The following is a 22728-nucleotide window of genomic DNA, read 5'->3' as shown; positions in this document are numbered from 1 at the left end:
CCTGGGCGGGTCTGGAACGATCCAACCGTACGACACCCGCCTGCGGCAGCGAGCCCGTCGGTGGCTCCCGCGGACTGTCGGTGCCGTGGCCTAGCGTGCCGCCATGGCCTTCTCCAGCTCCGACCGGACCCCCGCCAAGCCGTCCTCCAAGGCCGCGGGCCGCGCCCCCAAGGTGGCCTACCAGTGCAGCGACTGCGGCTGGGAGACCGGCAAGTGGGTGGGCCGCTGCGGCGAGTGCCAGGCGTGGGGCACGGTGGTGGAGCGCTCCGCCCCGCGCAGCCGGGTGCAGGCCGGCCCGGTGACCGCCCCGGCCCGCCCCATCGGCGAGGTGCCGATCGAGGACTCCCAGGCCCGCAGCAGCGGCGTGCCCGAGCTCGACCGGGTGCTCGGCGGGGGCCTGGTGCCCGGCGCCGCCATCCTGCTCGCCGGCGAGCCCGGCGTCGGCAAGTCGACGCTGCTGCTCGAGGTGGCCGCGCAGACCGCCCGGCTGCGCCACCGCGTCCTCTACGTCACCGGCGAGGAGTCCGCGGCCCAGGTGCGGATGCGGGCCGACCGCACCGGCGGCATCTTCCCCGAGCTCTACCTCGCCGCCGAGACCGACCTCGGTGCGGTGCTCGGCCACGTCGAGGAGGTCAAGCCGACCCTGCTGGTCATCGACTCGGTGCAGACCATCAGCGCCGGCGACGTCGACGGCGTCCCGGGCGGCGTGACGCAGGTCAAGGAGGTCTCGGCCGCGCTGATCCGGATGGCCAAGCTGCGCAACATCACGCTGGTGATCATCGGCCACGTCACCAAGGACGGCAGCATCGCCGGCCCCCGGGTACTGGAGCACCTCGTCGACGTCGTGCTGCAGTTCGAGGGCGAGCGCACCAGCCGGCTGCGGATGGTGCGGGCGGTGAAGAACCGCTACGGCCCCGTCGACGAGGTCGGCTGCTTCGACCTGTCCGCGACCGGCATCGTCGCGATCACCGACCCGACCGGGCTGTTCCTCGACGCCCGCCACGGCCCCGTGCCCGGCACCTGCGTCGCGGTCAGCATGGAGGGCCGCCGGCCGCTGCTCAGCGAGGTGCAGGCGCTGGTCACCCACAGCCCCAACGAGCGCCCCCGCCGCACCTGCTCCGGTGTCGACCACGCCCGGGTGGCGCTGATCCTGGCCGTGCTCCAGCAGCACGCCGGCATCCGGCTGCACGCCCACGACGTCTTCGTCTCCAGCGTCGGCGGCGCCCGCCTGACCGAGCCGAGCAACGACGCGGCGATCGCCCTCGCGATCGTCTCGGCCTACCTCGGCCGCCCGCTGGGGCGCGACATCGTCGCCATCGGCGAGCTCGGCCTGTCCGGTGAGCTGCGACGGGTCCGCGACCTCGGCGCCCGGCTGGCCGAGGCCGGCCGGATGGGGTTCCGCCAGGCCTTCATGCCCGCCGAGACCCCGCGCAGCGCCGGGCAGAGCAAGGTGCTCGACGGCCTGCGGGTGGTGGAGGTCGACCACGTCCGCCGGGCGCTGGACCTGCTCGGCCTGCAGCGCGAGGACCCGTCGTCCCGCGGTGACACGGGCCGGCCCTTCACGCTGCACTAGACTCCCGGCCGTGGCTGCCTCCGACCGTCCCGAGCGCCCGGACGACGCCGCGCGGCTGCGCGCCACCCTCGCCGTGATCGCCCCCGGCACCTCGCTGCGCGACGGCCTCGAGCGCATCCTGCGCGGTCGCACCGGCGCCCTGATCGTGCTCGGCCACGACAAGGAGGTCGAGGGCATCCTCACCGGCGGGTTCACCCTCGACGTGCCGTTCTCGCCGACCGCGCTGCGCGAGCTGGCCAAGATGGACGGCGCGATCGTCGTCGACGGCGACATCAGCCGGATCCACCGCTGCAACGTGCACCTGATGCCCGACCACACCATCCCCTCGGAGGAGACCGGCACCCGGCACCGCACCGCCGACCGGGTGGCCAAGCAGACCGGCGCGCCGGTCATCTCGGTGTCGCAGTCGATGCAGATCATCGCGATCTACGTCGGGCACATCCGCTACGTCCTCGAGGACTCCGGCTCGATCCTGGCGCGCGCCAACCAGGCGCTGGCCACCCTGGAGCGCTACAAGACCCGGCTCGACGAGGTCTCCTCCACCCTCTCGGCGCTGGAGATCGAGGACCTCGTCACCGTCCGCGACGTCGCCGTGGTCGCCCAGCGGCTCGAGATGGTCAGCCGGATCGCCCGCGAGATCGACGACTACGTCAACGAGCTCGGCACCGACGGGCGACTGCTCTCGCTGCAGCTCGAGGAGCTCGTCACCGGCGTCGACGCCGAGCGTGCCCTGGTGGTCCGCGACTACCAGGCCGGCGGCCGCCGCACCTACACCGTCGAGGAGGTCCTCGCCGAGCTCGAGGGCCTCTCCCCCGCCGACCTCGTCGACATCTCCTGCGTCGCCCGGGCCCTCGGCCTGGGCCAGGGCGAGCACCTCGACGGCGCCGTCACCCCGCGCGGGCACCGGCTGCTGGCCAAGGTGCCGCGGCTGCCCGCCACCGTGGTCGACCGGCTGGTCGAGCACTTCGGCACGCTCCAGAAGCTGCTCTCGGCCGGGGTCGAGGACCTCCAGGCCGTCGACGGCGTCGGCGAGCTGCGGGCCCGCAGCGTCCGCGAGGGGCTGTCGCGGCTGGCCGAGTCCAGCATCCTCGAGCGCTACGTCTGAGCCGCTCGCGAGCAGCCGCCCTGGCCCGTCGCGCGGGTGGGGTTAGCGGGTGGGGCTGGCCGACGGCGAGGGCGACGGCGTGCGGCGCGGCTTCGCGGTGCCCGAGGACGTCGCGCTGGGGGTCGCGGTGGGGCTGGGCGTCTCGGTCACGTAGCGCACCGAGGGCCGGGTGACCTCGAACGGCACGTCCGTGGGCGAGGAGCCGGCGGCGGCGGCGTACACCTCGTAGAAGCCAGGGAGGGCCCACGCGGGCTGGTCGGTGCAGTCGGGGTCCGACGCCCGGCCGCTCCAGGTGACCGTGACCGAGGTGGGCTGGGCGCTGCGGACCACGACGTCGCTCTTCGGCACGCCCCGGCCGCAGTCCTGGGTCGACCAGAAGCGGGTGCCGTCGTCGGTGACGACCTTGACCACCAGCGACGCGGCGGAGACCTCGAAGGTGCAGGCCGGCTGGGTGCCCTGCAGGTCGAGGCGGATCGGGATCCGGCCGCCCGCCTCGGCCGTGTCGACGACGGGCAGCACGCTGATCTCGTCGGCACGGCACTCGCCGGTCGGTGCGGCCTGGACGGCCTGCTTGCGCTGCTTGGGGGTCAGGCCCCGCACGGCGACGGGGCCGTAGGTCGGCATCGCCCGCGGGGTGGGGCGGGTGGTGCCGCTGCTGGTGGCCGCCCGCTCGGCGGGGGCGTCGTCGGGCGCGAAGCCGCGGACCAGCTGGACCAGGCCCAGCACGACGGCCAGGGCGACGGCGAGGACGAGCAGGCGGCGCGTCCAGTAGACCCGCCGGGGCAGCCGTCCGCGAGGTCGAGGAGCGGCAGCCATGCCGAGCACCGTACCGAGCGGCGGGCCCGCGTCGGGGGAGCAACGCCGGGCACGCCGGGAGCGACCCCCGGGTGGTGCGACCAGGCGGCCGCGGGCGAGGATCGGCGGCGATGAGCGAGCTGCACGAGCCCCTGCTGGAGTGGTACGCCGCGCACGCCCGGGAGCTGCCGTGGCGCGGCCCCGGCGCGACCCCGTGGCGCGTGATGGTCAGCGAGCTGATGCTCCAGCAGACCCCGGTCGCCCGCGTGCTGCCGGTCTTCGAGGCGTGGGTCGAGCGCTGGCCCACCCCGGCGGACCTGGCCGCGGCGCCGGTCGGCGAGGCGGTGCGGGCCTGGGGCCGGCTGGGCTACCCGCGGCGCGCGCTCCGGCTGCACGCTGCGGCAGTCGCCGTGGTCGAGCACCACGGGGGCGAGGTGCCCGGCTCCTACGACGACCTGATCGCGCTGCCGGGGGTCGGCGACTACACCGCCAGCGCGATCGCCTCCTTCGGCTTCGGTGGCCGGCACGCCGTGCTCGACACCAACGTCCGGCGGGTGCTGGCCCGCGCGGTCGGCGGCGTCGAGCACCCCGGCCCCTCGGTCACCCGCGCCGAGCGCGACCGCGCCGAGGCGCTGGTCCCCGGCGAGGACGACGCCCCCACCTGGGCGATCGCCGTGATGGAGCTCGGCGCCCTGGTCTGCACGGCCGCCTCCCCGCGGTGCGGCGACTGCCCGGTCGCCACGCAGTGCGCGTGGCTGGCGGCCGGCCGGCCGGCGTACGACGGACCCGCGCGGCGCGGCCAGGCCTGGGCCGGCACCGACCGCCAGGTCCGCGGCCGGCTGATGGCGGTGCTGCGCGACGCCCCCGGCTCGGTCTCACCCGACCGCCTGGCCGAGGCCTGGCCCGAGCCGGTCCAGCGCGAGCGTGCGCTCGCCAGCCTGCTCGCCGACGGGCTCGTCGTACGGCAGGAGGGGCGGTACGCCCTGCCGGGCTAGCCGCCTGACCACGACGGCCCGTCGGAGCGGCCGCCCCGGGTGTCCCCCGGACGCACGACACCCCGCAGGCGGGGCCTGCGGGGTGCCGGGTGGAGCGGGAGCCGGGTGGGTCAGTCGCCCAGGCCCTCGCCCTTGGGGATGTCGACGGGGCCGTCGCTGTCGTCGGGGCCACCGACCGGCTCCAGCGGCACGGAGTCCGGGAGCTGGGTCTTCTGGTTGCCCTGGAAGGTGAAGACGGCGTCCGTGCCCTCGCCCTCGACGCCCACCAGCACGATCTGGCCGGGGCCGACCTCGCCGAAGAGCATCTTCTCGGCGAGCACGTCCTCGATCTCGCGCTGGATCGTGCGACGCAGCGGCCGCGCACCCAGCACCGGGTCGAACCCGCGCGTGGCGAGCAGGTCCTTGGCGGGCTGGGTGAGCTCCAGCGACATGTCGCGGTCCTTCATCCGCAGCTCCACCGAGGCGACCATGTTGTCGACCATCGCGATGATCTGGTCCTTGGTCAGCGGCGGGAAGACGATGATCTCGTCGACACGGTTGAGGAACTCGGGCCGGAAGTGCTGCTTGAGCTCCTCCTTGACCTTGGTCTTCATCCGCTCGTAGGTGCCCTCGTCGCCCGACTGGTTGAAGCCGAGGCTGACGCCCTTGGAGATGTCACGGGTGCCGAGGTTGGTCGTCATGATGATGACGGTGTTCTTGAAGTCCACGACCCGGCCCTGGGAGTCGGTCAGGCGACCTTCCTCCAGGATCTGCAGCAGGCTGTTGAAGATGTCGGGGTGGGCCTTCTCGACCTCGTCGAACAGCACGACCGAGAACGGCTTGCGCCGCACCTTCTCGGTGAGCTGGCCGCCCTCCTCGTAGCCGACGTAGCCGGGGGGCGAGCCGAAGAGCCGCGAGACGGTGTGCTTCTCGCTGAACTCCGACATGTCGAGCTGGATGAGCGCGTCCTCGTCGCCGAAGAGGAACTCCGCCAGCGTCTTGGACAGCCACGTCTTGCCGACGCCCGAGGGCCCGGCGAAGATGAACGAACCACCGGGACGCTTGGGGTCCTTCAGGCCCGCACGAGTACGCCGGATCGCCCGGCTGAGCGCCTTGACGGCCTCCTCCTGGCCGATGACCCGCTTGTGGAGCTCGTCCTCCATCTTGAGCAGCCGCGAGGACTCCTCCTCGGAGAGCTTCACGATCGGGATGCCGGTCGCGACGGCGAGGACCTCGGCGATGAGCTCCTCGTCGACCTCGGCCACGACGTCCATGTCACCGGCGCGCCACTGCTTCTCGCGCTCGCCCTTGGCCAGGATGAGCTGCTTCTCCTCGTCGCGCAGACGCGCGGCGGCCTCGAAGTCCTGGCCGTCGATGGCGCCCTCCTTGCGCTTGCGCACCTCGGCGATCTTGTCGTCGAACTCGCGCAGGTCCGGCGGCGCGGTCATCCGGCGGATGCGCAGCCGGGAGCCCGCCTCGTCGATGAGGTCGATCGCCTTGTCGGGCAGGAAGCGGTCGGAGATGTAGCGGTCGGCCAGCGTCGCCGCCGAGACCAGGGCCTCGTCGGTGATGGTGACGCGGTGGTGGGCCTCGTAGCGGTCGCGCAGGCCCTTGAGCATCTCGATGGTGTGCGCGATCGAGGGTTCGTTGACCTGGATCGGCTGGAAGCGGCGCTCGAGCGCGGCGTCCTTCTCGAGGTGCTTGCGGTACTCGTCGAGCGTGGTGGCACCGATGGTCTGGAGCTCGCCGCGGGCCAGCATCGGCTTGAGGATGCTGGCGGCGTCGATCGCGCCCTCGGCCGCACCGGCACCGACGAGGGTGTGGATCTCGTCGATGAACAGCACGATGTCGCCGCGGGTGCGGATCTCCTTGAGGACCTTCTTCAGTCGCTCCTCGAAGTCACCGCGGTAGCGCGACCCGGCGACCAGGGCGCCGAGGTCGAGGGTGTAGATCTGCTTGTCCTTGAGCGTCTCGGGGACGTCGCCCTTGACGATGTCCTGGGCCAGGCCCTCGACGATCGTGGTCTTGCCGACGCCGGGCTCGCCGATCAGCACGGGGTTGTTCTTCGTGCGGCGCGAGAGGATCTGCATGACCCGCTCGATCTCCTGCGAGCGACCGATGACCGGGTCGAGCTTGCCCTCCTTGGCCGCCTGGGTGAGGTTGCGGCCGAACTGGTCGAGCACCAGCGACGACGACGGGGCGGCCTCGGGGGCGGTGCCCGCGGTCTGCTGCTCCTTGCCCTGGTAGCCCGAGAGCAGCTGGATGACCTGCTGGCGCACCCGGTTGAGGTCGGCGCCCAGCTTGTGCAGCACCTGGGCGGCGACGCCCTCGCCCTCGCGGATCAGGCCGAGCAGGATGTGCTCGGTGCCGATGTAGTTGTGGCCGAGCTGCAGCGCCTCGCGCAGGGACAGCTCGAGCACCTTCTTGGCGCGCGGGGTGAAGGGGATGTGGCCGCTGGGGGCCTGCTGGCCCTGGCCGATGATCTCCTCGACCTGGGCGCGCACGGCCTCCAGGGAGACCCCCAGGCTCTCCAGGGCCTTGGCGGCGATGCCGTCGCCCTCGTGGATCAGGCCGAGCAGGATGTGCTCGGTGCCGATGTAGTTGTGCGAGAGCATGCGGGCCTCTTCCTGGGCCAGCACGACGACTCGTCGGGCTCGGTCGGTGAACCGCTCGAACATGCGTATCTCCTCGGGACTCTGCGGGGTCGGCCAGTGCGACCCGCACGGCCGGTTCAACCCTTGGCTCAGCCTACGTGTTCCGGGGTGAGCCGGTTATCGCTGTCAGCGAACACCGGCATGGAGCCCCACGGCTCACAGCCGGGGCCGGCCGAACTGGGTGCGCACGCCCGGCGACCAGAGCACCGACTCGGGAGGGTCGTCGGTCACGCCGGGGAGCCCGGCGGCGGCCACCAGCCCGTCGCGGCAGTGGAGCAGCTCGGCGCGTCGCAGCGGCCACGGCTCGTGGGTGTTGGGCACCCACAGCGGCCGCCGGCCGAGCCGGTGGTGCATGCCGAACCGCGCGGTGAGGAACACCGACAGCGGGTCGCGCACCACCTCCTCGGTGGTCCGGACGGCGAAGTCCGTGGCGGCGCCGACACCGGGCGGCGTACGCCGGCGCGAGGTGTAGCCGATCCGCCCGGTGCCCTCGGCCGAGCGCTCCATCCGGATCCGCGCCCAGCGGTAGTTCACCCCCACCGGGTTGGTCGCGGCCACGAGCGCCAGCCGCTCGGTCTCCAAGGACCGGAACACCACGCCGCGGCGCCCCTGGTCGTCGGTGGAGTAGAGCCGCACGTTGATCTCGGCGAAGTCGCCCAGGTAGGGCAACGGGTGGCCCGAGCCGAAACCCGCGCGTCGCATCTCGAAGCCGATCAGGCCCACCCAGGTCGAGCCGTCGTGGACGTCCGGGCGGGCGCCGGGCGGCATCCAGCGCTCCACCGACGCGGGGTCGACCCGCCAGTGGAGGAAGAGCAGGTCGCCCCAGATCTGGTCCATCACCGGCCGCCCCGGCAGGGCCGGTGCGCGGTCGGTCGGCGCGCTCAGAGCACGTCCTCGGGCTTCTCCGGCCGGGTGAGCCGGAAGACCTCCGGCGGCCGGCCCCACTCGTCGCGCCCCAGCCGGGAGACCGGACGGAGGTGCTCGATGGCGGGGTGGACGCCGTCCTCCAGCGCGTCGGTGCGCACCGTGATGGCCGTGACCAGGCCGAAGACGACGTAGGCGTGCCCGACCTCGACGATCCGCTCGAGCCGGCACTCGATCGAGGCCGGGGAGGCGGCGACCCGCTCCGGGGCCACCGTCTGCGAGGGCTCGGTGAGGATGCCGAGCGCCCGGGCCTCGTCCTCGCCGTGCTCGAACGGCGCGCTGCTGGCGTTGACCTGGTCGGCGAGCTCCTCCGAGGTCAGGCTGACCACGAACTCGCCGGTCTGCTCGATGTTGGTGACGGTGTCCTTGTGCCCCAGCGCGCTGAACAGCACGACCGGGGGCCGGCCGCTGGCGACGGTGAAGAACGAGTGCGGCGCCAGGTTGCCGCGGCCCTGCGCGTCGAGGGTCGAGACCCAGGCGATGGCGCGCGGGACCACCAGCGAGTTGAGCAGCTTGTAGGCGTTGACGTCGCCGTCGGTCGGGTCGAAGACGGTCCGCTCGGCGCTCATGGCCACAGGGTAGGGGCGCCGACCTCGCGCCCGGCGGACGGACGCGGACGCAGCGCGAGCCGGGCCCGGTGGTCCGGGCCCGGCTCGTGCGGGTGGTGCTGGTCCGTGCTGGGGGGTCAGTGCGCCGCGGCGTACGCGTCGCGGACCTCGGCCGAGACGCGACCGCGCTCGGGCACGTCGAAGCCGTTCTCGCGGGCCCAGGCCCGGATCTCGGCGGGCGCGGGGCCGCTCGAGGTCGAGGCGGCGCGCGAGGAGCCGCCGCTGCTGCGCCGACCGCCGCGGCCGCTGACCGGGCGGGCGTGGGCGACGTACGGCGCGAGGGCCTCGCGGAGCTTGGTCGCGTTGTCGGTGTTCAGGTCGATGGCGTACTCCTTGCCGTCGAGCCCGAAGGAGACGGTCTCGTCCGCCTCGGTCTCGTCGATGTCGTCGACGAGCACGATGTTGACCTTTTGCGCCATGGTGTTCCACCTATCCAGGGCCGTGGTATTTCCCGGCCATTTCCAAACCCGGACACTAACAGACCACATGGCGAGAAAGTGCGGCCTACTCGGGTCGCAGCAACGGAAAAAGAATTGTCTCCCGAATTCCGGCGCCGGTGAGCAGCATGACGAGCCGGTCGACGCCCATTCCCATGCCTCCGGCGGGCGGCATGCCGTACTCCATGGCCTTGAGGAACACCTCGTCGAGCTCCATCGCCTCGGGGTCGCCGGCCGCCGCCAGCAGCGACTGCGCCTCCAACCGCTCGCGCTGCACCACGGGGTCGTTGAGCTCGGTGTACGCCGGGGCGAGCTCGACGCCGTTGATGATGAGGTCCCACGCCTCGTTGATCCCGGCCTCGCTGCGGTGCGCCTTCGCGAGCGGCTTCACCGCCGACGGGTAATCCATGACGAACGTCGGGTTGATCAGGTGGTCCTCGACGAGCTGCTCGTAGAGCTCGACCACGATCTCGGCGTGACCCCAATTCGGCTGCAGCTCGACGTCGTGCGCGGCGGCGTGCCGGCGCAGCAATTCCACGGGGGTGTCGACGGTGACTTCCTCGTTTAGCGCCTCGGAGACGAGATCGAGGATCGAGGCCTGTCGCCACTCACCCTCGAGGTCGATCTCGGAGCCGTCGCGCCCGGGCACCACGGTGCGACCGACGGCGCGCGCGGCGTCGATGACCAGGGCGCGGGTGAGCTCCATCATCGTGAACTGGTCGCCGTAGGCCTCGTAGGCCTCCAGCATCGAGAACTCGGCCGCGTGGGTGGAGTCGAGACCCTCGTTGCGGAAGGTGCGGCCGATCTCGTAGACGCGGTCGACGCCGCCGATCATGGCCCGCTTGAGGTCCAGCTCGAGCGCGATCCGCAGCAGCATGTCCTGGTCGAGGGCGTTGAGGTGGGTGCGGAACGGCCGGGCCGCGGCGCCGCCGTTGGTCAGCTGCAGGATCGGGGTCTCGACCTCGGTGTAGCCGCGCTCGTCGAGGGTCCGACGCAGGCTCTTGAGCACCGTCGCCTTGGTCCGGACCATCTCGCGGGCCTCGGGCCGGATCATCATGTCGACGTAGCGCAGCCGGATCCGGGCCTCCTCGGACAGCGGCCGGTGCTCGTTGGGGAGCGGGCGCAGCGTCTTGGCCGCCAGCTGCCAGGAGGTGGCGGCGACGCTCAGCTCGCCGCGCCGGCTCGTGATCACCTCGCCGCGCACCGCGAGCAGGTCGCCGATGTCGACGAGCTGCTTGAACTCGCCCAGCGACTCCTCACCGACTTCGGCCAGGCTCAGCATCACCTGGATCTCCGCGCCGTCGCCCTCGCGCAGCCGGGCGAAGCAGAGCTTGCCGGTGTTGCGCTGGAAGATCACGCGCCCGGCGATCGCGACCTGCTCGCCGGTGCGGGTGTCCGGCTCGAGCTCACCGGCCTCCAGGCGGGGGTCGTGGGTCTCGCGCAGCCGGCGGATGGTGTGGGTACGCTCGACGGTCGTCGGGTAGGGCTGCCGACCGGAGTCCAGGAGCCGCTGCCGCTTCTCCCGGCGTACCTGCAGCTGCTCGGGCAGGTCGTCGGGGGTGGCGCCCGGTGAGGGGGCGGCGGCGTCGCTCATGCGCGCAAGCGTAGAAGACCGCGAGGCCCCTCCCACGGGCGGGCGAGCCCCTAGGCTTGCGCCCATGACCCGCCCCTCCTGCGCCGCTCCCGCCCCTCGGACCCGCCGGTGAGCGGCGGCCTCGCCGCCCTGCTCGACGACGTGGCGGCACTGACCCGGCTCGCGGCGGCCTCGGTCGACGACGTCAGCGCGGCGGCCGGCCGGGCGAGCACCAAGGCGGCCGGCGTCATCGTCGACGACGCGGCGGTCACGCCGCGCTACGTGCAGGGCCTCGACCCCAAGCGCGAGCTCTCGATCATCGCCCGGATCGCGAAGGGATCGCTGCGCAACAAGCTGCTGTTCATCCTCCCCGCGGCGCTGCTGCTCAGCCAGTTCCTGCCCTGGCTGCTGACCCCGATCCTGATGGTCGGCGGCACCTACCTCTGCTACGAGGGCGCCGAGAAGCTGTGGGAGAAGTTCTCGGGCCACCACGAGGCGGCGGCCGAGCCCGCGAGCTCGCAGGGCCAGGACCACGAGGACGTCGTCGTCTCCGGGGCGGTCCGCACCGACTTCATCCTCTCGGCCGAGATCATGGTGATCTCGCTGAACGAGGTCGCCAGCGAGGCCTTCGTGAGCCGGGCGATCATCCTGGCGATCGTCGCCGTGGCCATCACGGCCCTCGTCTACGGCGTGGTCGCGGTCATCGTGAAGATGGACGACGTCGGTCTGCACCTCGCGCAGCGCGACTCCCCCGCCGCCCAGAAGCTCGGCCGCGGGCTGGTCAAGGGGATGCCCTGGCTGCTCAGCGGCCTCTCGGCCGTCGGCATCGTGGCGATGCTGTGGGTCGGCGGCCACATCCTGCTCGTCGGGGTCGACGAGCTCGGCTGGCACGCGCCGTACGACCTGGTCCACCACGCCGAGGAGGCCGTCGCCCACCTGGCCCCGGCCATCGAGGGTGCGCTCGCGTGGCTGACCAACACCTTCTTCTCGGCCCTCATCGGGGTCGTCGTCGGCGCCGTCGTGGTCGCCGTCATGCACGTCGTGCCGAAGCGCAAGAAGAAGGTCGCCGCGCCCGGCGCCCACTGAGCTCCGCCCCCCGGTCCGGGTAGTCCGAGACGTTTGGCACCCCGCTGAGGCCCGACGAGGGTGCCGAACGTCTCGGAGTACCCGGACGGGGTCGTCAGGCGGGGCGGTTGCGCTCGAAGACCAGGGCGAGGCCGAGGAGGGTCAGCCAGGGCTGGTGGTCGGTGAGGGTGCGGCACTCGGCCACCACCACCGGGGCCAGGCCGCCGGTGGCGACGACGTGCACGTCCTCCGGGGGTACGCCGAGCTCGGCGACCATCGCGGTGACGATGCCGTCGACGAGGCCGGCGAAGCCGTGCACCATCCCCGACTGCAGCGCCTCGACGGTGTTCTTGGCGATCACCGACCGGGGCCGGAGCAGCTCGACCTTGCGCAGCTGGGCGCCGCGGCGGCCGAGTGCCTCCAGCGAGATGTCGATGCCGGGGGCGATGGCGCCGCCGACGTACTCCCCCCGGGCGGTGACGACGTCGAAGGTGGTGGCGGTGCCGAAGTCGACGACCACCGCCGGCCCGTCGTACAGCCGGGCGGCCGCGAGGGCATTGACGACCCGGTCGGCGCCGACCTCGCGCGGGTTGTCCATCAGCACGGGCACGCCGGTGCGCACCCCCGCCTCGACGATCACCGACGGGACCGTGCCCCAGTGACGGGTGAGCATCTCGCGCCACTCGTGCAGCACGGCGGGGACCGTGGCGCAGACGGCGACGCCGGTCACCCGGTCGCCGACCGTGCTGTCGCGGAGCAGCCCGCCGAGCAGCACCGCCCACTCGTCGGCGGTGCGCCGCTCGTCGGTGGCCACGCGCCAGTGCTCGAGCACCTCCGTCCCCCCGGGGCCCGCCTCGAGCAGCCCGAGGACGGTGTGGGAGTTGCCGATGTCGGCGCAGAGCAGCACGGGGCTACCGGTCCACCAGGTCGCCGCGCACGAGGCCGTCGGCCGGGTCGGGCACCCGCGCCGGGTCGTCCCCGAGGTCGACCACCCGGTTGTGCTCGTCGACGAACACGACGTGCGGCCGATGGGTGCGTGCCTCGGCGGTGTCCATCTGGCCGTAGGCGATGAGGATGACGAGGTCGCCCGGGTGGACGAGGTGGGCGGCGGCGCCGTTGATGCCGAGCACTCCGGAGCCGCGCTCGCCCGCGATCGTGTAGGTCTGGAGCCGGGCGCCGTTGGTGATGTCGACGACGTGCACCAGCTCGCCGGGCAGCAGGTCGGCGGCGTCGAGGAGGTCCTCGTCGACGGTGACCGAGCCGACGTAGTGCAGGTCGGCCTGGGTCACCGTCGCTCGGTGGATCTTGCTGGTCATCATGGTCCGCAGCATCAGGTGCTCCCGGGCGTCGCCGTGGTCGCGGTCGGGCCGGCACCCAGCTCGAGGCCGGCGTTGTCGATGAGCCGGGTGGTGCCCAGCCGGGCCGCCACCAGCAGCCGGGCGGGGCCGGTCGCCGGCGCGGGGCCGAGGTCCGGCGCCCGCAGCGCGAGGTAGTCGAGGTCCACGCCCGGGGCGGTGTCGAGGACGTCGTGGGCCGCCGCCAGCGCGGCCTCCGGCCCCCCGTCGCCCGCCGCGGCCGCTGCCCGCAGCGCCCGTGAGAGCGCCCCTGCCTGCTGCCGCTGCGTGGCGTCCAGGAAGCGGTTGCGGCTGGAGAGGGCCAGCCCGTCGTCCTCGCGGACGGTCGGCGCGCCGATCACCTCCACGCCCAGGCACAGGTCGGCCGCCATCCGACGCACCAGCGCGAGCTGCTGGTAGTCCTTCTCGCCGAAGACCGCGACGTCGGGCCGCACCAGGCCGAAGAGCTTGGCCACGACGGTCAGGACGCCGCGGAAGTGGGTGGGCCGCGAGGCGCCCTCGAGCTCGGCGCCCAGCGGCCCCGGCGCCACCGTGACCTCGGGCTCGCCCCCCGGGTAGACCTCGTCCGCCGAGGGCGCGAACACCAGGTCGACCCCCGCGCGGGCGCACACCTCGAGGTCGGCGTCGAGCGTGCGGGGGTAGCGGTCGAGGTCCTCACCCGGCGCGAACTGGAGCGGGTTGACGAAGACCGAGACCACCAGCGGCGCGTCCGGACCGACGACCGCGCGGGCGTGCGCCATCAGCGCGGCGTGGCCGGGGTGCAGCGCGCCCATGGTGGGCACCAGCGCCACGCGGCCGTGGGTCCCGCGCAGCGCCCCCGCGAGCTCGGCGCGCGACCCGACCAGGCGCGGCGAGGCGGGTCGGGTGCCGGCGGGTGCGGCCGCGGTCACCGGACCGGCTGGCGCTGCGGCGTGCCCTCGACCCGGGCGAGCGCGGCGTCGAGCACACGGACGACGGCGTGGGCGCGGATGGGCAGCAGCCGGCCGTCGCGCATGGCGCGCTCGACGGTGGCCCGGGCCATCGCGACGTACGACGGGACGGTGGCCGGCGCGGTCCGCGTGATCTCGACCAGGTGGTCGCGGACGGTGCGGACGTCGCCGCGCACGATCGGCCCGGTCAGCGCGGCGTCGCCCGAGGCCAGGGCGTTGTCGAGCGCGGCGGTGAGCAACGGCCGCAGCGTCGCGGCGGGGTCCTCCGCGCCCGAGGCGGCCAGGAGGTCCATGGCCTGGCTGACCAGGGTGACGAGGTGGTTGGCGCCGTGGGCGAGACCGGCGTGGTAGAGCGTCCGCTTGTCCTCGGGCACCCACATCGCCACGCCGCGCAGGTCGGCGACGAGGCCCTCGACCACGTCGCGCTCCGCGTCGCCGGCGGTCACGCCGAACACGCACCCCTCGAGCCGGTCGAGGTCGACGGCGGTGCCGGTGAAGGTCATCGCGGGGTGGAGCGCCACCGGCCGGGCGCCGACGGCGGTCACGGCGTGCAGCACCGCAAGGCCGTGACGGCCCGAGGTGTGCACGACGAGCTGGCCCTCGCGAATCGCGCCGGCGCCCACCAACGTGGTCGCGACGTTCTCCAGCATGTCGTCGGGCACGGTGAGCAGCAGCAGGTCGCAGGCGCGGGCGACGTCGGTGGGCTTGGCCACCGGGACGCCGGGCAGCAGCTCGGCGGCGCGCTGCAGCGTGGCGGGCGACTGGCCCGCGGCCGCCACGACCTCGTGGCCGGCGGCGCGCAGCGCAGCGGACAGGACGGCGCCGACACGGCCGGCGCCGACAACCCCGATTCGGGCCATCGGTGATCATCGCCTTTCGTTCCAGTCCACCAGGGGTACCGGACTACTTCGGATGTCGCAGGAGCACTTCTGAATGTACGCCGCACCCGCGGCGCCCGATACGGCAACGCAACATGACGCGGCTCACACCGGCGGGGGACGCTACAGTGCCGTCCCTGGCTCGAGAGCCCCGATGCCGCAGTGTCAGCGACCCACGAGAGGTGAGGCGTGCCGCCGTCCCCGTCGACCACCCTGCCGAGCGGTCGCTACCTGTCCATGACGATCGACGTGCACCCCAGCTACGGCGGCCAGACCCGCGCGATGCTGATGCGCAACCGCATCCTCGCCGCCGAGGGAGCCTCGTGCGACGTGCTGACGGTCGCCGGGCACCACGACATGGACTGGCGCCGGGACACGCTGCGCGAGCAGGGCCTGCTGACCCCCGAGATCGGGCTGCTGAACATCTTCGAGCACTACCGCGACACCGACTGGCCGGGCGACGAGCCCACCCAGGTGGCGCTCCAGGACTTCGACGCCCACCTCTCGGCCGAGACGGCGCTGGCCGACGGCACCCCCTGGCGACGCACCTACAAGTTCGGGGGCAACCAGACGGTCTACGACTACCTGAGGCCGGACGGCACGCCGTTCGTCCGACTCCCGTCCTTCGTGTTCAAGGACCCGACGACGTGGCCGACCACCATCACCAAGGTGGGGCGCGACGGACAGGTCGTCGGCACCTACCGCTCGCCGTCGGCGTGGTACCGCCGCTGGCTGCGGGACCTCGCCGGGGACGAACGGGCGTTCGTCTTCCTCGACTCCCGTTTCATGGTGCCGCTCGTCGCTCCCACGCGGTCCCGCAACCTCCTGCTGATCTACGTGCTGCACAACATCCACGTGTACGGCGAGCGCCGCTGGGACTCCGACATGGGCCAGGCCTACACCCGGGTGGTCGAGGGACTCGGCGACCTCGACGCGATGGTGACCCTGACCGAGCGCCAGGCCGACGACATCGCCCAGCGCCACGGGCGCACCGACAACCTCTTCACCGTGCCGAACCCCGTCGACTTCCCCGCCGAGGCGCCGGACCTCGACCGCGACCCGAGGCTGGTCGCGGTCGTGGCCCGCATCGAGGCCCAGAAGCGGCTGGGCGACGCGGTCAAGGTGTTCCAGCGCGTGGTGGCCGAGGTCCCGGACGCCCGGCTGGAGATCTACGGGCGCGGCAGCCGCAGCGACGCCGTGAGCAAGGTCATCGGCCGGCTCGGCCTGGGCGACTCGGTGACCATGATGGGCCACCACCCCAAGGCGCGCGAGGCACTGTGGACCTCGAGCGCGTTCATGATGACCAGCGCCTACGAGGGATATCCCCTCTCGACCCTGGAGAGCATGAGCCACGGCTGCCCGGTGGTCAGCTACGACATCAAGTACGGCCCCCGTGAGCAGATCACCGACGGCCAGGACGGCTTCCTGGTGCCGGCCGGCGACATGGACGCCATGGCCGAGCGGATCGTGCGGCTGCTGCGCGACCCCGCGCTGGTGGGCCGGATGAGCGTCGCCGCTCGCGAGAAGGCCACCCAGCACGGGTACGACCGGTTCCGGGCCGACTGGCGCCGCGTGCTCGACGGCGTGGTGGCCCAGCAGCCCCACCGCACCCGCGTCGAGAAGGTCACCCTGCGCGTCGACCGGCTGGGGATCGGCCGGCGCTCCGGTGGTCCCGGCATCTTCGGGGCCCGGCGTCGGCTGCACCTGGCGGGCCGGCTCGAGGTCGAGGGGCACGGCGAGCTCGACGACGCGGTCGTGGAGCTGGCCGCGGTGCACGAGGACAGCGGGCTGGTGGTCGAGCTGCCCCTCGACGTACGCCGCCGGGGGCGTGGGTTCACCCTCCGGACGGCTGTCCGGCTCCAGCAGCTGTTCCCGGCCGAGGCGTCCGCACGTGACCGCTGCCGGCTGCGGCTGCGCCTCACCTGGCGCAACACGGCCTGGGAGACGTGGGTGGACCGCGCCGACCGGAGCCACGCGGGCCTCGAGGTCGGCTACGGAGCGACCGACGAGCTGACGCTCACCCGGCGCTAGCCCGGCCCCCCGGGAGCGGGTGGGAGGCGAGGATGGCGTCCACCACCCGCGCCGCAGCACCCCCGTCGTCGTGGGGGGTGAAGCGTCGCCGGAACGCCTCGCGCGTCTCGCCGTAGGTGTCGGGGGCCAGGACGGCCTCGACCACCTCGGCGGTCGTCAGGCAGACCGGGCCCGGCACCGTGTCGTGGTAGTCGAGGTAGAAGCCTCGGTTGTCGTCGCGGTACTCCCGCAGGTCGGGCGCGAGGAAGACCATCGGCTTGTCGGTGATGGCGAAGTCGAAGAACACCGACGAGTAGTCGGTCACGAGCACGTCCGCGGCGAGGTAGAGGTCCGCGATGTCGGGGTACCGCGTCACGTCGACCACCCGGTCGGAGACCGAGCGGTCCTCGGCCGCACCCACCGAGTTGTAGTGGCCGCGCACCAGGACGAACGCGTTCGGCACCCTGGCGACGACCTCGAGGGGATCGAGGTAGAGCACCTTGTTGAACACCCGGCCGACGCGGTTGTTGTCCCGCCACGTGGGGGCGTAGAGGACCACCCGGGCGTCGTCCGGGATGCCGAAGTGCGCGCGCACCCGCCGACGCACCGCGTCGCCCTCCGGCAGCGCCAGGATGTCGTTGCGCGGGTACCCCAGCTCCATCAGGGGGCCGGAGTAGCGGAACGCGCTGGACAGGAAGCGGCCGCACGCCTCGCTCTGGCTGAGCAGGAAGTCCCAGCCGTCGCGGGCCAGCAGGAGCTGACGACGGTGGTGCCAGTTGAAGAAGTCGAGGTGGGGCCGGTCGTGAGCGATCCGCTTGAGCGGCGTCCCGTGCCAGGTCTGGAAGTAGAGCTGGCCCTCACGCTTGCGGAAGAAGTAGGGCAGCGACGCGTTCACGACGAGGTAGCGCGCCCGCCCCAGGAGCTCGAACCACTCCGCGGAGTAGCGGATCACGGTCCGGGCGCCGTCCGGGGGCACCGTGGAGTGGTCGACGGCGGCGAACACCAGGTCCAGGCCGAGGTCGCGCCGTGCGAGCTCGGCGCACAGGGCGCCCGGGTTGTCGCCGGTGCCCTTGCCCGCGAACGTCTCGAACAGCACCACGTCGAGCAGGGGGCGCGTGCGCGACTCCTGGTAGAGCTCGTCGCGCAGGGCGCGTCGCACGTAGGCCGTGCGGCTCTCGAGGTACTCGACCGGGACGATGCGCACGGACAGGTCACCGTCGCCGGAGACCTGCGGTGCCACCGTCCAGTGCTCGGCGTCCACCGGTGAGGGGAGCTCGCGCCACAGCGAGCGGGCGACCTGCAGCGGCCGCGGCGAGCCGGGTGAGGACACCATCACCTTGTAGACGTTGGCCGGGAGCGACGCCGTCGCCCCGACCCCCCACTCGTCCACCAGCAGGTCGATGCCGACCTCGAAGCGGCCGTCCGTGACGACCGCCGACGCGTCCTCGGTGACGGCACGGGGGCCGGCCAGCCGGACCTCGAACGAGCGGTCCGCGGTCCCCCGCAGCCACAGCCGGCCGTCATGGACGTCGACCGACTCCACGAGCGGACCCTCGTCGCGGCGGTCGCCCCGGGCAGGGGGCGGCTGCACGGTCCCCACCCGGAGGCGCAGCCCCTCGTGCTCCCGCCAGACGGGGACCGAGGTCCCGGTCGGACCGGTCTGCGGCTCGAGCAGGCCGGCGGAGCCGATCCCGGTGCGCGAGTCGAAGCCCTTGCTGCTCGCTCGCCCGGCCACCTCCAGGTGCACCTCGACCCGCCAGGTGCCCGGCGACAGCCGGTCGAGCTCGATGTCAGCGGTGAACCCGGCCGACGTGTGGTCCTCGTTGGGACGGGCCGCCCACTGGTTGGCCCGCACCTCCTCCGAGGAGGTGGTGGGGACGCGCACGACGCGGCCGGCGTCGTCCACCAGGTGCAGCTCGATGGTCCGAGGACCGAAGCGGTCGTCGAGGTACTCGCGGAACGCCACGCCGCCCACGCGCAGCAGTCCGTCACCGGCCCACGCCAGTCGCACCAGGCGCGTCCGGAAGGCCAGGTCGACCTCGGCGACCTCGGTCAGCCCGGGCGGTGCGTCGGCCAGGTCGTCGAGGAAGGGCAGGGCGATGCTGGGGTGGCCGGAGACCACGGAGAAGGGCAGGCCCCGCTGGTTGTCCACGACGTACTCGAGGTAGGCCTCGGTGGTCGCGAGCTCGTCGTGGGCGCACAGCCACGCCGTGATGCGGTCGGCGACGGGCACGCGTCGCAGCGCCGACGGGGGGATGGAGTCCAGCAGTCGGGCGAGCTCCGAGGACAGCGCGCTCCAGTAGTCGGTGTCGCGGCACACCGCCGCCCGCACCAGGTCGGGGACCGTGCTGTGGAGGAGCTCGGAGAAGTAGGTCTCGCCCATCGACGGGGGTCGCTCGGCCAGGAGCAACCCGGCGGTCCGCAGGGAGGCGACCCGCTCCGCGACCCGCTCCGGGTCGGCGAGGTCGCGCTGGTGGAGGGAGCGGTTGTCCTCCCGCGCGTGCCAGCGGTAGACCGGCGCCGGCAGGACGTCGACCGAGGCGCTGCCGAGCAGCGAGGCGACCACGAGCGCGACGTCGGAGCGCTCGTCGTCGGAGGTGAAGCGCAGACCGTCGCGGTCCCACGCGGAACGGCGGAACACCCGCGCCCCCACCACGGTGTTGCCGAGCAGCTCGGGCACCTCCTCGACGCTGACCCCGAGGCGTCGCTGGGCGTTCGAGCGGCGCACGAAGTCGGGCTGGCTGAACTGGCCGCGGAACTGCAGCAGCGCCCCACCGACCGCCAGGTCGGAGCCGCTGCGCTCGAGGGCGGCGACCAGGCGGTCGTAGCCGCCGGGGGTCACGGTGTCGTCGGCGTCGCAGAACGCGAGGTAGTCGCCGGTGGCGCGGGCCACCCCGGCGTTGCGTGCCGCCCCGACCCCCTGGTGCTCCTGCGCGACCACGACGACGCGGGGGTGGCGACGCGCCAGGGACCGGGCGAGCTCCAGGCTCGCGTCGCGCGATCCGTCGTCGACGATCACCAGCTCGAGCCTCGCTGCCTGCGCGACCAGGCTGTCCACGCACCGCTCCAGGAACGGCTCGGCGTCGTGCACCGGCACCACCACGGACAGGAGGGGCATCCGGCGCTCCAGCACGCGGCGGCGGACCCGCCGCGCGGGCGCGGCCCACGGCTGCTGGGCCAGCCTGACGAGCGCCCGACGGGCCCGGCTCACGACTGCCCGGCGACGCGCTGGCGCATGGCCCGACGCGCCAGCACCCAGCGCTGCTGCGCCGGGGCGTACTCAGGACCCCACGGACGGGGCTCGTCGAGCCAGTGCACCAGGGCCGCGTCGTCGTCCTCGTCACGCGTCGGCACGACGTGCCACCGGGCCGGGACCACGGCACGGTGCGGGCCGGTGCGGACGTGGAGTGCCTCGTGGGCGGTCAGCCCGAACTCCTCGACCAGCCGCGCGCCCGCTGCCACCGCTCCCTCGCGGCGCAACCGCTCGAGGTCCATCACGAGCACGTCGGTGTCGAACGCGCTGAAGTCGAAGGTGTGCATGGCGTGGGTGCGGCGGCGCAGCTCCACGGCCACCGCCGTCCGCGTCCCCAGGCGGTTGCCGGCGAGGTGGATCACGCCGAACCCGCTGGCGCCGGGGCGCCCGGCGACGTCCGGAGCGGCCAGGGCGTGCCCGGCGAGGTCCGTCGCGGCCAGCTCCGCCACGTCGGCGTCCACCACGGCGGCCATCGGCAGCACCACGGCGCGGTCGACGTAGGGAAGCAGCTCGGGGAGCATCACCAGCTCGAGCCCGCGGTCGCGGCGGGCGAGCCCCCGCAGGTCGGACCCGAGGTCGTGCGTCGCGACCTCGTGGAGCTCGGTGCCAGGCGCACGGCGGGCCACCTCGCCGAGGTCGAGGCGCTCCCCCGAGCCGTTGAGCAGCCACAGCCGCAACGGCCGCGAGGCGGTCGTGACGAGCGAGTCGACCAGGACGTTGAGCACCTGCGGGCGGCGCTCGTCCACCCGCACCACCACGTCGAGGGCCCCGTCCCGGGGCTGGCCCAGCGACCGGGTGCCGGCGACGGCGCGCTCGACGGCCGACTGCGAGCCCGGGTGGGTGCTCGTGTCGGGGACGACCTGCGCCTCGGCCCGGCGCTGCTCGGCGCGGCGTACGTCGGGGGCGCAGAGCTCGCGCCACCGTGCGTAGACCTCCTCGCGGGAAGCGCCCGCGAGGATCAGCTCGAAGACCTGCTCCAGCCGGCGGTTGATGCCGCCCTGGATGGCGTCGAAGGCGTCGTCGTCGATGTCGATGAGGCCGGCGAAGCGGATGTCGGAACGGTTGTGGGGCTGGAAGTCCACCTGTCCGCCGATGGACCGGACGGGCAGGTAGCAGTGCAGGCGCGAGGTGACGACCGCACTGTGGTCGCGGCGGTAGGTCTCGAGCAGGTCGATCGCCTCGTAGACGTTGCCCTCGAAGCTGCGGAACCGCACGGCGTCGTCGCTGTGGCGGTAGGTCGGCGCACCCGCGGGCGGCTCCTTGACGTCGACGTACGCGACGGGGGCCTGCGCGGGGAAGCTGTCCGGGGCGTCGGGGAAGACGGTGTTGATCGTGGTGGTCAGGCACCCCGAGAAGAACGCCGGGACGTCCACGCTCAGCAGGATGTCCACCGTGGTCCAGTCGCGGCAACCGATGGGCCCGTGCTCCCGCAGGTAGGCGATGGCCTCCGGCGTCAGCAGGCCCCGCTTGTTGCAGTGGAAGGAGACGAACAGGGGCTGCAGGTGGGGATGGAAGGGGAAGCCGAAGCGGTCGCCGAACAGGGCGTGCATGTACCAGCCGAACGCCAGGGTCCAGGTGTTCTCGGGGATCTCGTTGAAGGCGCTGGCGTCGCGGTCGACGGTGAGCACCTGCACCGTGGCCGGCTGCCCGTGCCGCCGCATCTCGGGGCGGACGCGCGCACGCAGCTGCGTGAGCAGGTCCACCAGCTCCTGCGGCCCGTGCAGGGTGACGTCGGAGTGGCGGACCAGGTGGCCCAGCGAGGCGATGGTCTGGACGTGGTCGCCGATGTTGGCCGAGGCCCGCGAGCGACCGGGGTGGTCGTAGTCCATCACCGCGAACGACACGTCGGCGTCGGGCGCGGGCGCGGTCGGGGCCGTGGGGGCACGGTCGATCCAGCGTCGGATCCAGTCACGCCGGAGCGTGACGCGCTCGCTCACGTCGTCCTGGTCGGCCAGCTGCGCGTCGAGGGCGTCGCTCAGGCGGCCGGCCAGGTCGAGCGAGCCCGCGCCGTAGACCGGCTCCAGGACGTCCATCCACCGCTTGGCGTTCATGTGCGCGGGCGGGGCCTGGAGCAACGCCTCGATCGCGCGGAGGGCCTCGTCGAGGCCGTGGGCGACGCCGGCCCGGGCGTACTCCGCCGCCGCGTAGCGCGACCAGGTGTCCGGCGAGGTCTGCGACAGCTCGGCCCAGGCCAACCGGGTGTAGTCCCGGTGGAAGGCCACGAGCCCGGAGCACACCAGCCCGAGCTCACGCGTGCTCGGGTCGTCGCGCAGGGTGGCCGCGACGGCGGTCGCCCCCGCCACGTCGTCCCGCTTCAGCAGGGAGCGGACCTCGGCGACCAGTCCCTCCGAGAGGGAGCGGCCCTTGCGGAGTGCCTCCACCACGGGCTCGCGACCTCGCGGCGACGCCGCCCCGGGTCCGGAGACCGCGAGGGGCTCGCTCACCCGGGCGCGTGCGGCACGCAGCGCCCGGACGGCGACCTCGGGCACGTAACGCCGCACCGTCCGACGAGTGGCACTCACCTGTGTGTTCTCCCCAACGCTCTGCGGTCCGACCGACGAGCGATCCTACTGCGGAGCGCAGCCCGGTCCGCCC

17 protein-coding genes are annotated in these 22728 nt (G+C 73.3%); 5 read left to right on the top strand and 12 right to left on the bottom strand.

Going from position 1 to position 22728, the window contains the following annotated elements:
- Nucleotides 1–103: 103 nt before the first annotated feature.
- Together radA and disA are read left to right on the top strand one after the other, a co-directional pair.
- Entirely contained in the window at nt 104–1573 is a 1470-nt protein-coding gene (gene radA, locus EDD33_RS01465; RefSeq protein ID WP_123388823.1) for a DNA repair protein RadA, read from the top strand.
- Between the two features lie 10 nt (nt 1574–1583).
- Nucleotides 1584–2678: a DNA integrity scanning diadenylate cyclase DisA gene (gene disA / locus EDD33_RS01460; RefSeq protein WP_123388822.1), complete on the top strand. Its 1095-nt coding sequence runs from the start codon at nt 1584–1586 to the stop codon at nt 2676–2678.
- 42 nt (nt 2679–2720) lie between these two features.
- On the opposite strand, the gene EDD33_RS01455 is transcribed toward disA, so the two are convergent.
- Nucleotides 2721–3494: a hypothetical protein gene (locus EDD33_RS01455; protein WP_148076910.1), complete on the bottom strand. Its 774-nt coding sequence runs from the start codon at nt 3492–3494 to the stop codon at nt 2721–2723.
- A gap of 110 nt (nt 3495–3604) precedes the next feature.
- Here EDD33_RS01455 and EDD33_RS01450 point away from each other — a divergent pair, with 110 nt between their 5' ends.
- The gene (locus EDD33_RS01450) at nt 3605–4468 is read left to right on the top strand and encodes an HhH-GPD family protein (RefSeq protein WP_123388820.1); all 864 of its coding nucleotides are present in this window, start codon (nt 3605–3607) and stop codon (nt 4466–4468) included.
- A gap of 110 nt (nt 4469–4578) precedes the next feature.
- Here the strand turns inward: EDD33_RS01450 and EDD33_RS01445 are convergent, their stop codons facing one another.
- The 5 genes from EDD33_RS01445 to lysS all read right to left on the bottom strand — a co-directional run bounded on the left by EDD33_RS01445 (nt 4579) and on the right by lysS (nt 10664).
- Nucleotides 4579–7125, bottom strand: a complete 2547-nt coding sequence (locus EDD33_RS01445; protein ID WP_123388819.1) for an ATP-dependent Clp protease ATP-binding subunit — start codon at nt 7123–7125, stop codon at nt 4579–4581.
- A 132-nt stretch (nt 7126–7257) separates the two neighbouring features.
- Nucleotides 7258–7938: a YqjF family protein gene (locus EDD33_RS01440; protein WP_123388818.1), complete on the bottom strand. Its 681-nt coding sequence runs from the start codon at nt 7936–7938 to the stop codon at nt 7258–7260.
- A gap of 44 nt (nt 7939–7982) precedes the next feature.
- Nucleotides 7983–8594, bottom strand: a complete 612-nt coding sequence (locus tag EDD33_RS01435; RefSeq protein WP_123388817.1) for a flavin reductase family protein — start codon at nt 8592–8594, stop codon at nt 7983–7985.
- Nucleotides 8595–8710: 116 nt separating this feature from the next.
- Nucleotides 8711–9052, bottom strand: a complete 342-nt coding sequence (locus EDD33_RS01430) for a histone-like nucleoid-structuring protein Lsr2 (protein ID WP_123388816.1) — start codon at nt 9050–9052, stop codon at nt 8711–8713.
- A gap of 85 nt (nt 9053–9137) precedes the next feature.
- Nucleotides 9138–10664: a lysine--tRNA ligase gene (gene lysS / locus EDD33_RS01425; protein ID WP_123388815.1), complete on the bottom strand. Its 1527-nt coding sequence runs from the start codon at nt 10662–10664 to the stop codon at nt 9138–9140.
- A gap of 108 nt (nt 10665–10772) precedes the next feature.
- Here lysS and EDD33_RS01420 point away from each other — a divergent pair, with 108 nt between their 5' ends.
- Entirely contained in the window at nt 10773–11729 is a 957-nt protein-coding gene (locus tag EDD33_RS01420) for a DUF808 domain-containing protein (protein WP_123388814.1), read from the top strand.
- A 94-nt stretch (nt 11730–11823) separates the two neighbouring features.
- Here the strand turns inward: EDD33_RS01420 and EDD33_RS01415 are convergent, their stop codons facing one another.
- The 4 genes from EDD33_RS01415 to EDD33_RS01400 are packed head-to-tail and all read right to left on the bottom strand — an operon-like array spanning nt 11824 to nt 14852.
- Nucleotides 11824–12615: a type III pantothenate kinase gene (locus EDD33_RS01415; RefSeq protein ID WP_123388813.1), complete on the bottom strand. Its 792-nt coding sequence runs from the start codon at nt 12613–12615 to the stop codon at nt 11824–11826.
- Between the two features lie 4 nt (nt 12616–12619).
- On the bottom strand, nt 12620–13039 hold the full coding sequence (gene panD / locus EDD33_RS01410; protein WP_123388812.1) for an aspartate 1-decarboxylase: 420 nt from the start codon (nt 13037–13039) through the stop codon (nt 12620–12622).
- Nucleotides 13039–13953 carry a pantoate--beta-alanine ligase gene (gene panC / locus EDD33_RS01405; RefSeq protein ID WP_170169671.1) on the bottom strand — a complete coding sequence of 305 codons (915 nt, stop codon included), beginning with the start codon at nt 13951–13953 and terminating at the stop codon, nt 13039–13041. The genes panD and panC overlap by 1 nt, the downstream gene beginning before the upstream one ends.
- On the bottom strand, nt 13950–14852 hold the full coding sequence (locus EDD33_RS01400) for a Rossmann-like and DUF2520 domain-containing protein (RefSeq protein WP_123388811.1): 903 nt from the start codon (nt 14850–14852) through the stop codon (nt 13950–13952). Before EDD33_RS01400 ends, panC begins: the two co-directional genes overlap by 4 nt.
- A gap of 207 nt (nt 14853–15059) precedes the next feature.
- On the opposite strand from EDD33_RS01400, the gene EDD33_RS01395 reads away from it, so the two are divergent.
- Nucleotides 15060–16901, top strand: a complete 1842-nt coding sequence (locus EDD33_RS01395; RefSeq protein WP_123388810.1) for a glycosyltransferase — start codon at nt 15060–15062, stop codon at nt 16899–16901.
- Here EDD33_RS01395 and EDD33_RS01390 read toward each other — a convergent pair.
- Together EDD33_RS01390 and EDD33_RS01385 are read right to left on the bottom strand one after the other, a co-directional pair.
- Nucleotides 16888–20091, bottom strand: coding sequence for a CDP-glycerol glycerophosphotransferase family protein (locus EDD33_RS01390; protein WP_123388809.1), 3204 nt, complete (start codon nt 20089–20091; stop codon nt 16888–16890). The two genes, EDD33_RS01395 and EDD33_RS01390, sit on opposite strands and share 14 nt — an antisense overlap.
- Nucleotides 20088–22655 (bottom strand): glycosyltransferase family protein, encoded by a 2568-nt coding sequence (locus EDD33_RS01385; protein ID WP_148076909.1) that lies wholly within the window; start codon nt 22653–22655, stop codon nt 20088–20090. Before EDD33_RS01385 ends, EDD33_RS01390 begins: the two co-directional genes overlap by 4 nt.
- Nucleotides 22656–22728: the final 73 nt, after the last annotated feature.

Origin of the sequence: Nocardioides aurantiacus (assembly GCF_003752505.1) — a bacterium.
Taxonomy (GTDB): domain Bacteria; phylum Actinomycetota; class Actinomycetes; order Propionibacteriales; family Nocardioidaceae; genus Marmoricola; species Marmoricola aurantiacus.
This window is presented reverse-complemented; position numbering and strand designations above follow the sequence as displayed.